Genomic DNA, 11,296 nt, shown 5'->3' with positions numbered 1-11,296 from the left:
CCAGGGCACGACGGCGTCCGGCCCGACCGGCGTGGACGGCGGGGAGATCCCCGACGGCGTGGCGACGCTCGACGACGACCTCCCCGCCATCACGGTCCCCGGGCTACCTCGGGGAGACTCGGACAGGCGCTCTACTTCGGCGACTGGGTCACCAGATGCGGACGCGCTCCTCCTCCGGGAGGTACAGGGCGTCGCCCGGCTTGACGTCGTACGTCGCGTAGAACTCGTCCACGTTGCGCACCACGCCGTTGCAGCGGAACTCGTTGGGGGAGTGCGGGTCCGTCGCGAGACGGCGGAGCACCTCCTCGTCACGGCCCTTGGACTGCCACACCTGCGCCCAGCCGAGGAAGATCCGCTCCAGGGCGGTCAGGCCGTCCACGACCGGCGCCTCCTCCAGGGGCTTGCCGAGCGCGATCCGGTACGCCTTGATCGCGATCGACAGCCCGCCCAGGTCGCCGATGTTCTCGCCGATCGTGAGGCTGCCGTTGACGTGTGCGTCCTCGGCCTTCTCACCGTCGGCCTCGCCTTCGCCCTCGCCCTCGTCACCCGCGACGGCTGCGGACGCCTCGAGCTGCGCCGGGCGGAACTCGTCGTACTGCGCGATCAGCGCGCTCGTGCGCTTCTCGAACTCGGTACGGTCGGCGTCGGTCCACCAGTCCTCGAGGCGGCCGTCGCCGTCGTACTTGGAGCCCTGGTCGTCGAAGCCGTGGCCGATCTCGTGCCCGATGACGCCGCCGATCCCGCCGAAGTTCACTGCGTCGTCCGCCTCGGGGTCGAAGAACGGGGGCTGCAGGATCGCCGCGGGGAAGACGATCTCGTTCATGCCCGGGTTGTAGTACGCGTTGACCGTCTGTGGCGTCATGAACCACTCGTCGCGGTCCAGCGGCTTGCCGATCTTCGCGAGCTCGTAGTCCTGGTCGAACGCGTTGGACCGGCGCACGTTGCCCACCAGGTCGGCCGCGTCCACCTCGAGCCCTGAGTAGTCGCGCCACTTCACCGGGTACCCGACCTTGGGCGTGAACTTCTCCAGCTTGGTCAGGGCCTTGGCCTTGGTCTCTTCGGTCATCCATTCGAGACCCTCGATGGACTCGCGGTAGGCCGCCACGAGGGCGTCCACGAGCCGGTCCATCTTGGCCTTGTTCGACGGCGGGAAGTGCCGCGCCACGTACTCGGCGCCCACCACCTCGCCGAGCGCGCCCTCCACGAGGGCCACGCCGCGCTTCCAGCGGTCGCGGACCTCCTGCGCACCCGTGAGGGTGCGGCCGTAGAAGTCGAAGTTGGCCTCGACGATCTCGTCGGTCAGGTACGGCGCCCGGGCGCTGACCACGTGGTACGTCATCCAGAGCTGCCAGTCCAGCACCGACAGCTCGCGCCACAGCGCGGCGAAGCCCGTCGCGAAGTCGGGCTCGCGCACCACCACGTCGTCGAACGCGCCGGCGGGGACGCCGAGCGCCTCGGCCCAGGCCGCCCAGTCGAAACCGGGCGCCGACTCGACCAGGTCGGCCAGTGCCATCGGGTTGTACGTGAGGGTGGCGTCGCGGTCGCGCACCACGTCCCAGTGGTGGGCGGCGAGCCGCTTCTCGAGGTCGAAGACGCGGCTGGCGGCGTCGTCGGCGGAGATGCCCCACGTCTCGTGGACGCCGGCGAAGCGCAGCATCCTGGCCACGTGCGGCAGGTACTTCTTGCGGATCGGGGCGTACTGCTCCTCGCGGTAGTACGCCTCGTCGGGCAGGCCGAGGCCGGACTGCCGCAGGTACACGACGTACTTCTCCGGGTCGGTCGCGTCGTTGTCCACCCAGAAGCGGACGCCGGCCGTGCCGCCCGTGCGCTGCAGCGTGCCCAGCGCGTGGGTCAGGGCCGCCATGTCACCGGCGTCGCGGATGAGCGCGAAGTCCTCGTCCAGGGGAGCCGTGCCGAGGCCGGTGATGCGCTCCGTGTCCATGAAGCTCTGGTACAGGTCGCCGATCTTCGAACCGGTCGGCGCGTCCTGGATGATCTCCCGGACGTGCACCTCTGCCTTGTCGTAGAGGTCTCGGAACGCGCCGTCCATGGCACGGTCGGCGGGGATCTCGTGACTGTCGATCCACCGCCCGTTGACGTGGCGGTACAGATCGTCCTGCGGTCGGGTTGCGGGGTCGAGCGCGTCGAGGTCGATGCCCGACGTGAGACCCGTGGCGTCGGTGGTCATTGCGCCAGCGTACGCAACCTTCGTGCCCGGATTCTCGTGCTGCGCGCCCGACCTCGGAGATGGGGAAGAATGGGGCCCATGCGCCTGCACATCGCCGCCGACCACGCCGGGTACGACCTCAAGCAGCACCTGGTGCAGCACCTCACCACCGCCGGGCACGAGGTGATCGACCACGGGGCCCATGAGATCGACCCCCTGGACGACTACCCGGCCTTCTGCATCTCCGCCGGCGAGGCCGTCGTCGCCGAGCCGGGCTCGCTCGGCATAGTGATCGGCGGCTCGGGCAACGGGGAGCAGATCGCCGCGAACAAGGTGACCGGCGTCCGCGCCGTCCTCGCGTGGTCGCTCGAGACCGCCAAGCTGGGCCGTCAGCACAACGACGCCAACGTGATCGCCGTGGGCGGCCGGATGCACTCCGTGGAGGAGGCGACGTCGTTCGTCGAGGCCTTCGTGGCCGAGCCGTTCAGCGGCGACGAGCGGCACCAGCGCCGCATCGACCAGCTCGCCGACTACGAAGCAAAGCGTGCCTGAGGGGAACGTCGTCCACCGCCTCGCGCGGACGTTCGGATCGCTCTACGGCGGGCAGGTCCTGCGGCTGAGCAGTCCGCAGGGGCGGTTCGCCGACGGCGCCGCCATGCTCTCGGGGCGGCGTCTGGTGGCGAGCGAGGCGTGGGGCAAGCAGCTGTTCCTGGGGTTCGTGCCCGCCGGCGTGTCAGTCGATCAGGACACGGGAGCGGCCGCGGGGCCTGACCTCCTCTGGCTCCGTGTGCACCTCGGGCTGTACGGCGCGTGGACGTTCGCGGGATCCCCGGACGCACCCGAGGTGGCGCACGCGATCGGCGCGCCGCGCAAGCGGATCGGCGAACGCGAGACGCCGCTGCCGGTCGGCGGGCCTGCCGGGAGTCAGGGCTCGGCCGGCGACGACGAATGGCTCCCGCCGGAGCCGCGCGGGCAGGTCCGTGTGCGCCTGCTCGGCGACCACGCCGTCGCCGACCTCAACGGCCCCACTGCCTGCGAGGTGATCACCACCGAGGAGAAGACGGCGGTCCAGGTGCGCCTCGGCCCCGACCCGATCCGGGACGACGCCGACGTCGATGCCTTCGTCGCCGCGGTCGGCCGGTCGAAGGTCACCATCGCGCAGCTGCTCATGGACCAGTCGGTCATCTCCGGAGCGGGGAACATCTACCGCGCCGAGGTGCTGTACCGGATGGGCGTGGACCCGTTACGACCTGGCCGCGACGTGCCCACCATGGTCGTCCGCGCGATCTGGGACGACCTCGTGGACCTCATGCGCGAGGGCGTGGAGCGGGGAGCGATCGTCACCACACGCCCGGAGCACCGGGAGCTCGGCGGGACTCTCCCGGCAGAGCACCAGCCTCCGGCGAGGCGGGGTCGTACCCGGCAGAACGCTGACGGGGATCCCGGCGCCGTGCCGTCGGACCAGGCGTTCTACGTCTACCACCGGGCCGGACTGCCGTGCCGGATCTGCGGGACGCCCGTGCTGATCAAGGAGCTGGCCGGCCGCAACCTGTTCTGGTGCCCCACCTGCCAGACCTGATCCGGCACCGCAACGCCGCTGGCGGGTCGGGTCAGAAGACCCAGGACGATCCGGGCGCGATCGGCCAGCCGAAGGCAGCGCTCGCCCGGGCCAGCGCGTTCGCCGGCTGCCCGGGACGCGGGTGGACGGCGACGAGTCCGGCGGCCGCCAGCGCTGCGAGCGTCCTGCCGCCGAGATAGGCGGCGCCCAGCTCGCGCACGTCGAGCGAGAGCTCGGGCGCCTCGAACTCCGGGTCGACCCGCTCCACCGACACCTCGCCGAACGCCTTGGCCCGCAGCCGGTAGACGCCCGCGTTGGCGGGCAGCCGCGCGTCGGTCACGGCGAGCGTGACGTCGACGTCGGCCGCGTACCGGCGTCCGGCGAGCGCGCCGGCGACGTCGACGAGCCGGACCCAGACGTTGTCCGGCGTACGCGGGACGGCGGCGCGGAGGTCCACCAGGAGGTGCGTGATGACGTCGTCCACGGGCAGGACGAACGGCGTGACCTCGTTCGTGAGATCGAGATCGAGCAGCGCGCCCCACAGGGCCCGGGCCGCGGCGGCGTCGAGCGCGACGACCTCGCCGGCGTGGACCCGCCCGCGCGGTCCGCTGAGCTCCCAGTTCATGGTGCGGCGGAACGTGACGTAGCCGCGCGGTTCGCCGTCGAGCTCGACGACCATGATGCGTCGGGACTCCCGCCCCTCGCGGTGGATCGGGGAGTCGTCCCAGAGGATGGCCTGCAGCTCCTCGGTCTCGCGGGTCACCCAACCGGGCCGGTTGATCCCCGGTAGGCCCGTCGGGGCGGCGCCGACCGCGCGGTGCAGGCGGTCGACCAGCTCGCCGTGCTTCTCGCGCGTGGCGACCTCGAGCCGGATCGTGTGCCGCTCCGAGCCCGGCACGTCGCGCAGGGCGGCGCCACGGGGGATCTCCAGGCGGAGGTCGTCGGCCGCGCTGCCGTAGCCGAACCGGCCGTAGATCGGCGCCTCGGCGGCGAACAGTGCGCTGAGCGCCTCGCCGCGCTCGGCGGAGCGTGCCAGGTGCAGGTCGATCATCGCGGTCAGCAGGCCGCGCCGGCGGTGCTGCGGATGGACGCCCACCCAGGTCAAGCCGGCGGTCGGCAGCTCGGCGCCGGGCACGGGAAACTGCCGGAACGGGTAGGACGCGTGCAGCGCCACCAGGCCGTCGAAGCCCTCGGCCTCGATCGCTATCGCACGTTCCCAGGTCAGCGGTGACGGGGTGGCGTCGATGTCGTCGTGGGCGAGGCCTGACGGGAAAGCCCACGTGTCCAGCTCGGTCACGAGCCGCTGGTCGTCCTTGGTCAGCGTGCGCCAGCGATAGCCGTCGGGCAGGGCGATCTGAGGAAGTGCCATGCGTCGATCGTGCCACCAGCGGGCAAGTGGAAAACTGCCTGTCTCCGTGACGTCACAGTGGCTGTCGGTGTCCGCGTCTACGATCGCATGCGTGACCGACTCGCCGCCCGGAACCCAGCTCACCGACGTCGAGGAGTATGCCGCCGCGGTGCTCGACGTCGTCCGGCGCATCCCCTCGGGCCGCGCGATGACGTACGGGCTGATCGCCGAGATCGTCGGCGAGGAGCTCGGCCGCGGCGGGCCGCGTCAGGTGGGGAGCGTCATGGCCGGGTCGGGGGACCGGTACGCGCACCTCGTCCCGGACGACGACGGTCCCGAGGGCGCGGACGGCGACGCCGCACCGCCGTCCGATGACGGGGACGACGGGGGCGTGCCCTGGTGGCGCGTCGTCAACGCGGTCGGGTCCCCGCCGAAGCAGTACCTGACCGAGGCCCTGGACGCGCTGCGCGCGGAGGGCTGCCCGCTGTCGCGCGACGGGCGCCGCGTGAACCTGAGGCGCGCGGTGTGGTTCCCGGAGGACGACTGAGCGCGGGGGTCTCGACGGGCTCGACCACCGGGGGCGCCGCTGGTCGAGCCCGTCGAGACCTACCGGCCTAACCGCCGTCAGACCTTCTTCGGGGCCACCCGCGAGAGCAGCGCGGACGTCGTCGAGCGTGCCCGTCCGCCGAGCGAGGAGTCCTGCGACGCCGACAGCAGCGCCAGCATGGAGGCAGGGTCGCCCTGGACGAGCATCGTCGTGATCGCGGTGCTCTCCCAGGCCGGCAGCTCGCGCCGGATCTTGGCGATCGGGCCGACCAGCGCGATCTCCTCGACCAGCTGCGTCGGGACGGCGGCTGCCGCCTCCTCCTTGCGCCCGGCGAGGTACAGCTCCTGCACCTTGTCGAGCGGCTCCTTGTAGCCGAGCCGGTCGAGCGACTGCTTGTGGAAGTTCGCGTCCTTGGCGCCCATCCCGCCCGCGTACAGGGCGATGTGGGGGCGGATGACGTCGGCGGCGGCCTCGACGTCGTCCCGCACGATGACGGGGACCGTGGCCGCGACCTCGAACCCGTCGGCCGCCGAACGCTCCTCCGAGCGGGCGTCGAAACCCTCGGCGAGCAGCGCGCGGAACTCGTCGTCCATGCGGGGCGCGTAGAAGCCGGCCATCCAGCCGTCGGCGATCTCGGCTGCGAGGGCCACGTTCTTGGGGCCCTGCGCGGCCAGGATGATGGGGATCTCGGGGCGGAACGGGTGCACCGTGGGCTTGAGGGCCTTGCCCAGCCCCATCGCTCCGGGTGCCTCCGCGGACAGCGGCAGCTGGTAGAAGGAGCCGTCGTGGGTCACCGGCGCCTCGCGGCGCATCACCTGCCGCACGATGTCGACGTACTCGCGCGTGCGGGCCAGCGGCCGCTTGTACGGCTGGCCGTACCAGCCCTCGACGACCTGCGGCCCGGAGGCACCGAGGCCCAGCACGAACCGACCCTTGGACAGGTGGTCCATCGTGAGCGCCTGCATGGCGGTCGCCGTCGGCGTGCGGGCAGAGATCTGGGCGATGCCAGTGCCCAGCCGCACGTTCTTGGTGCGCGAGCCCCACCAGGCCAGCGGCGAGAAGGCGTCGGAGCCGTAGGCCTCCGCCGTCCAGACCGAGTCGAGGCCGAGTCTGTCGGCGGCCACGATGAACTGTTGGATGCCCTTCGGGGGCTTGCGGGACCAGTAACCGGTCTGGAATCCGATGCGCATGTGGGGTCACCTCGTCGTGGGAACGTCTTACCTGGGACGGCGCGTCCCAGGTATTGCCCACACCCTACCGGTTGCCCGGCGCCGGAGCGGTCGCGCTCTACACAGGTGGCCTCGCCCACGCCGGGTGGTCGGCGCGGGCGAGGCCGCTGTCGGTCAGACGGCGATGACGGAGACGTGTTCGCCCGCCAGGGCCGTGATGTCGTCCGGGTCGGACGTCAGTACGCGGACCGGCTTGGGTGAGGCGATTGCCGTCGCGCACACCATGGCGTCGATCGCGTGACTGTGACCGTGTTTGCCTGCGTCGGCAAGGAGCTCGGTCGCGTCCAGAGCGACCTGTTCGGTCACCGGCTCGACCGACAACATGGACAGGCGCCAGTCCAAGGCTCTGCGATTGATCTTCGGGTGAATGGCCTCGACGAGCGTGGCCGAACTGATGACGACAGGAATGTCGTGCCGATGCGCAGCGGCAAGAAGGTCAACCACCGCGTCGTCATGAGCCACCGCCTTCGACAGCCCTTCGCTGTCCAGGACGAACGTGCCGGGCAGTGGCCCCGGCTTCTGCTTCTTCGACGGCGTCATGCCGCACCACCTTGCTGACGTGCGGCTTTGGTGCGTGCGCGCTCAGCCTGTTCTGCGTCGGCGCGACGGATCACTGCTTCGGCCGCAGCGATGCGTTCCTCGCTGATCGGTCCATGCAGATCTTCGTACTCGGCGAGGAACATGCCGAGCCTGTCGTGTCGGACCTTTGCTTCGACCGCGCCCGCGATGTAGGCAGACAGGCCCGCGTCGCCACTGACCTCCCGCGCGGCCTCGGCAAGGCTGCGCGGCATCGTGATCGAGTACTTGCCCATCTTCTCGGCCATAGACCTGATCCTACCGCTGATCCTACCGAAGTCGAGATCTTCGCTCTCCACCACTTCATGTGTTTCCATGAGCATTGCTGTTATATCCACCTCGTCGCGCTCGTTTCGCATGCCCAGTCTGGATGACTAGATGGAAAAACTCTAGGCGTGCCGTGGTGTGCGCGCTCGTCGAACTGACGGTCTACCGTGGAACGGTGGCCACCTACGACGACGTCGCCCGGCTCGCCCTCGCGCTGCCCGAGACCGCCGAGGGCCTGAGCTGGCGCCACCGTGCCTGGTCCGTCGGGCGCGAGGCGTTCGCCTGGGAACGCCCGTTCACCAAGGCCGACCTCAAGCGGTTCGGCGACGAGCCGGTGCCGGAGGGCCCGATCCTCGGCGTGCGGGTCGAGGACCTGGGGGAGAAGGAGGCGATCCTGGCCGAGGAGCGGCCGGGGTTCTTCACGATCGCGCACTTCGACGGCTTCGCGGGGGTGCTGATCCAGCTCGACGTCATCGACGAGGCGGATCTCCGGGAAGCCCTGGTCGACGCCTGGCTCGCGACGGCGCCGCCCGCGCTGGCGCAGCAGCACGCGGACCGCCTGCGCTGAAGCCGGCGGGCGTCGGTCAGATCGTGTACTCGATGAGCTCCGACGGGTCCTCGTGCCGGGGGCGTTCCGCCACCGGCGCGTTCGGCACCCGGATCCGCGCGGGGATGCCCACGGCGACGGCTCCGGGGGGTACGTCCTTCACGACGACGGCGTTGGCGCCGATCTGCACGTCGTCGCCCACCCACACGGGGCCGAGCACCTTCGCGCCCGCGCCGACCGTCACGCGGTCGCCGAGCGTCGGGTGGCGCTTGCCGCGGTTGAGCGACCGGCCGCCCAGGGTGACGCCGTGATAGAGCATGACGTCGTCGCCCACCACGGTGGTCTCGCCGATGACCACACCCATGCCGTGGTCGATGAAGAGGCGCTGCCCCAGCCGGGCGCCGGGGTGGATCTCGATCCCGGTCGCCGCCCGCGCGAGCTGCGAGAGCAGCCGCGCGGGCAGGCGAAGGGACGGCACCCGCCACATGCGGTGCGCCGCACGGTAGGCCCAGAGGGCGTGCACGCCGGGATAGGCGAGCGCGACCTCCAGGTTCGACCGTGCGGCCGGGTCGTGGGCGCGCGCTGCGGCCAGGTCCTCGGCGAGAACCCGGAACAGCCCGCGCGCCCGCGCCATCAGTCGACCAGACCCTCGAAGAGCGGGGTCGAGAGGTAACGCTCGCCGAAGTCCGGGACGATCACGACGATCGTCTTGCCGGCGTTCTCCGGGCGCTTCGCGACCTGGAGAGCTGCGGAGAGGGCGGCACCGGAGGAGGTGCCGACCAGCAGGCCCTCCTCCTGCGCCGAGCGGCGCGCGGTGTCGATGGCGGTGGCGAGGTTGATGTCGATGACCTCGTCGTACACCTTGGTGTCGAGGATCTCCGGCACGAAGTTGGCGCCGATGCCCTGGATCTTGTGCGGGCCGGGGGCGCCGCCGTTGAGGATGGGCGACTCCTCGGGCTCGACCGCGACGATCTTGATGTCGGGGTTCCGCTCCTTGAGCACCTGGCCGACACCCGTGATGGTGCCGCCCGTGCCGATACCGGCCACCAGGATGTCGACGTTCCCGTCGGTGTCGGCCCAGATCTCCTCGGCCGTGGTCTCGCGGTGGATCTTCGGGTTGGCCTCGTTGGCGAACTGGCGGGCCAGGATGGCGCCCGGGCGCTCCTGGGCGATCTTCTCGGCCGCCGCGACGGCGCCCTTCATGCCCTCGGCGCCCGGCGTGAGCACCAGCTCGGCGCCGTAGGCGCGCAGCAGCGCGCGGCGCTCCTTGGACATGGTCTCCGGCATCGCCAGGACCACCTTGTAACCACGGGCCGCGCCGACCCAGGCCAGGGCGATGCCCGTGTTGCCAGAGGTGCCCTCGACGATCGTGCCGCCCTCCTTGAGCTCACCGGACGCCTCTGCGGCGTCGATGATGGACACGCCGATGCGGTCCTTCACGGAGTTGGCCGGGTTGTAGAACTCGAGCTTCGCGAGAACCGTCGCCTCGAGACCCTCGGTCAAGCGGTTGAGCTTGACGAGCGGGGTGTTGCCGATGAGCTTGGTCGCGTCGTCATAGATGCGGGCCATGTGTTCTTCCTTCACTGTGTGGCGGGCCTGGCTGGAGTCGTGCATGTCCGACGTCGGCGCCCGGGTCGTGCGGATGCGTGCCTCGGGACTGGCGTGGAGCGTCTGGGGCTTGGGTGGGACCGGAGCATCGCGCCGGCGCCTGGGCCACGCTCGGCTGAGCCGGTGTGGTCGGGCGCGAAGCGGACGCTCTACAGACAGCCTCGGGGGCAGCAGTCGGACACGCACATGGAGTGCGTAGCGGCCGGCAGGGCCGAGGTGGGGAGTGCGGAGCGCACGGTGCTCAAGACGTCCTCCCTGCGTGGGCGGCCGGACGGCCGCGTGGCTGCGTGTTCCGTAGCGAGCCATCGGCCCGCCTGGAGCAGATTACGCGGGCAGGGACTGTGAGACAAGATCTGTCTCAGGTATCGATCACACCTATGCGTTTGGGGTCGCCCGAGGGCTCCTGGGGCGGCGTCCTGAGGCGCGAAGTACACCAGGCGTGACGTCGGCCCCGATCCGCTCAGGGACCGAGGCCGACTGCTGACCCAAGAGGTGCTGCTGTCTCCTGCTCTGCCGCGGTCAGGCGGCGAACTGACCGAGGCGACAGGCGGCGGCCGCCGTCGTCGCGACCTTTGTCGTGACGGCCGACTCGGGCTCGGCCTCAGCCACGGCTGCGGCCGCACCGCCGCCGATGTTGATGTCCGAGCACAGGTAGTACGGCTGGTCGAGGTGGGAGGCCTGCCAGATCGTGTACAGGACGGCCCGGCCGCTGCGCCCGGACAGGTCGACGTCGGTCTCGTAGGTGCCCTGCGACGGGTACCTGCCGGTCTGCTTGACCAGCTGGACGTCGTCCCAGCCGAGCGCCTCCGTCGTCGGGTCGAACCCGGGCTCCGAGACGTAGATGCGCAGGTAGTCGGCGCCGTGCCGGGCCTGGTCGGTCAGCGTGAGGTGGAACTGCTGCGGGACGTCCTTGGCGACCCATTCGCCGGGGGTGTCCATGTAGTCGTACCGGGGCGACTGGGTGCGGCCACCCGAGCAGAGCTGCCCGTTGGGGATGACTGCCTCGTGGTTGCCGCCAACGTTCTCCCGGTAGAGGCCGTTCCAGTTCCACATGGCGTTGGGGTCGTGCCGCCAGGCACCCCAGCACATCGGGTCGATGTTGGCCATCTCAGGGTTCAGGTGGTCGCTGCCCCAGCGCTGGAGACACCCGTAGTTGCGCGTGGGCGGGTCGGTCACCGAACCGTGTGCGGCCGCGGGCGCCGCTGTGATGGTGTCCGCGGTGACCGCGGCCACGAAGGCGAACGGAGCGACCAGCGCCGCGGTGATGGCGAGCGTGAGACTGCGCTTGTGCGCACGGATGGACATGGTTCCTCCAGGTGCTCGGGCGGGTGCGCCTGGCGGAGCCCGCCACGGCGCGGTGCAGAAACCGCTCTGCAGAAACACTGTGCGGACGCCGCGCGGGCGAAAACCACCCCGTGAAACGTTTAGAGTTCGGCGACTACCAGGAAG

12 protein-coding genes are annotated in these 11,296 nt (G+C 70.8%); 4 read left to right on the top strand and 8 right to left on the bottom strand.

Annotated elements, in window-relative coordinates; all coding sequences use genetic code 11:
* Nucleotides 1–148: 148 nt before the first annotated feature.
* A complete protein-coding gene (locus AB0F70_RS11055; protein WP_357447590.1) occupies nt 149–2,188 on the bottom strand; it encodes a M13-type metalloendopeptidase in 2,040 nt (679 codons plus the stop codon).
* Nucleotides 2,189–2,266: 78 nt separating this feature from the next.
* Here AB0F70_RS11055 and AB0F70_RS11050 point away from each other — a divergent pair, with 78 nt between their 5' ends.
* Both AB0F70_RS11050 and AB0F70_RS11045 read left to right on the top strand, forming a co-directional pair.
* Nucleotides 2,267–2,719 (top strand): ribose-5-phosphate isomerase, encoded by a 453-nt coding sequence (locus AB0F70_RS11050; protein WP_357447587.1) that lies wholly within the window; start codon nt 2,267–2,269, stop codon nt 2,717–2,719.
* The gene (locus AB0F70_RS11045; protein WP_357447584.1) at nt 2,712–3,746 is read left to right on the top strand and encodes a zinc finger domain-containing protein; all 1,035 of its coding nucleotides are present in this window, start codon (nt 2,712–2,714) and stop codon (nt 3,744–3,746) included. Before AB0F70_RS11050 ends, AB0F70_RS11045 begins: the two co-directional genes overlap by 8 nt.
* Before the next feature lie 31 nt (nt 3,747–3,777).
* Here the strand turns inward: AB0F70_RS11045 and AB0F70_RS11040 are convergent, their stop codons facing one another.
* Nucleotides 3,778–5,094 (bottom strand): GNAT family N-acetyltransferase, encoded by a 1,317-nt coding sequence (locus tag AB0F70_RS11040; RefSeq protein ID WP_357447581.1) that lies wholly within the window; start codon nt 5,092–5,094, stop codon nt 3,778–3,780.
* A 91-nt stretch (nt 5,095–5,185) separates the two neighbouring features.
* Between AB0F70_RS11040 and AB0F70_RS11035 the strand changes: the two genes are divergently transcribed.
* Nucleotides 5,186–5,620, top strand: a complete 435-nt coding sequence (locus tag AB0F70_RS11035; protein WP_357447578.1) for an MGMT family protein — start codon at nt 5,186–5,188, stop codon at nt 5,618–5,620.
* A gap of 77 nt (nt 5,621–5,697) precedes the next feature.
* Here AB0F70_RS11035 and AB0F70_RS11030 read toward each other — a convergent pair whose 3' ends face one another.
* The 3 genes from AB0F70_RS11030 to AB0F70_RS11020 all read right to left on the bottom strand — a co-directional run bounded on the left by AB0F70_RS11030 (nt 5,698) and on the right by AB0F70_RS11020 (nt 7,673).
* Entirely contained in the window at nt 5,698–6,810 is a 1,113-nt protein-coding gene (locus AB0F70_RS11030; RefSeq protein ID WP_357447574.1) for an LLM class F420-dependent oxidoreductase, read from the bottom strand.
* A gap of 153 nt (nt 6,811–6,963) precedes the next feature.
* Entirely contained in the window at nt 6,964–7,389 is a 426-nt protein-coding gene (locus AB0F70_RS11025) for a hypothetical protein (protein WP_357447571.1), read from the bottom strand.
* Nucleotides 7,386–7,673, bottom strand: coding sequence for a hypothetical protein (locus tag AB0F70_RS11020; RefSeq protein ID WP_357447568.1), 288 nt, complete (start codon nt 7,671–7,673; stop codon nt 7,386–7,388). Before AB0F70_RS11020 ends, AB0F70_RS11025 begins: the two co-directional genes overlap by 4 nt.
* Nucleotides 7,674–7,867: 194 nt before the next feature.
* Between AB0F70_RS11020 and AB0F70_RS11015 the strand changes: the two genes are divergently transcribed.
* Nucleotides 7,868–8,260, top strand: a complete 393-nt coding sequence (locus AB0F70_RS11015; protein WP_357447565.1) for a hypothetical protein — start codon at nt 7,868–7,870, stop codon at nt 8,258–8,260.
* A gap of 16 nt (nt 8,261–8,276) precedes the next feature.
* Here the strand turns inward: AB0F70_RS11015 and epsC are convergent, their stop codons facing one another.
* The 3 genes from epsC to AB0F70_RS11000 form a co-directional block, all read right to left on the bottom strand.
* Nucleotides 8,277–8,873: a serine O-acetyltransferase EpsC gene (gene epsC / locus AB0F70_RS11010; RefSeq protein WP_357447563.1), complete on the bottom strand. Its 597-nt coding sequence runs from the start codon at nt 8,871–8,873 to the stop codon at nt 8,277–8,279.
* The gene (gene cysK, locus AB0F70_RS11005; RefSeq protein ID WP_357447560.1) at nt 8,873–9,808 is read right to left on the bottom strand and encodes a cysteine synthase A; all 936 of its coding nucleotides are present in this window, start codon (nt 9,806–9,808) and stop codon (nt 8,873–8,875) included. Before cysK ends, epsC begins: the two co-directional genes overlap by 1 nt.
* Nucleotides 9,809–10,366: 558 nt before the next feature.
* Entirely contained in the window at nt 10,367–11,152 is a 786-nt protein-coding gene (locus AB0F70_RS11000) for a lytic polysaccharide monooxygenase auxiliary activity family 9 protein (RefSeq protein ID WP_357447557.1), read from the bottom strand.
* Nucleotides 11,153–11,296: the final 144 nt, after the last annotated feature.

Origin of the sequence: Promicromonospora sp. NPDC023805 (assembly GCF_040639635.1) — a bacterium.
Taxonomy (GTDB): domain Bacteria; phylum Actinomycetota; class Actinomycetes; order Actinomycetales; family Cellulomonadaceae; genus Promicromonospora.
Note: the sequence above shows the minus strand (reverse complement) of the source record. Positions and strands in the feature narration are given on the sequence as shown.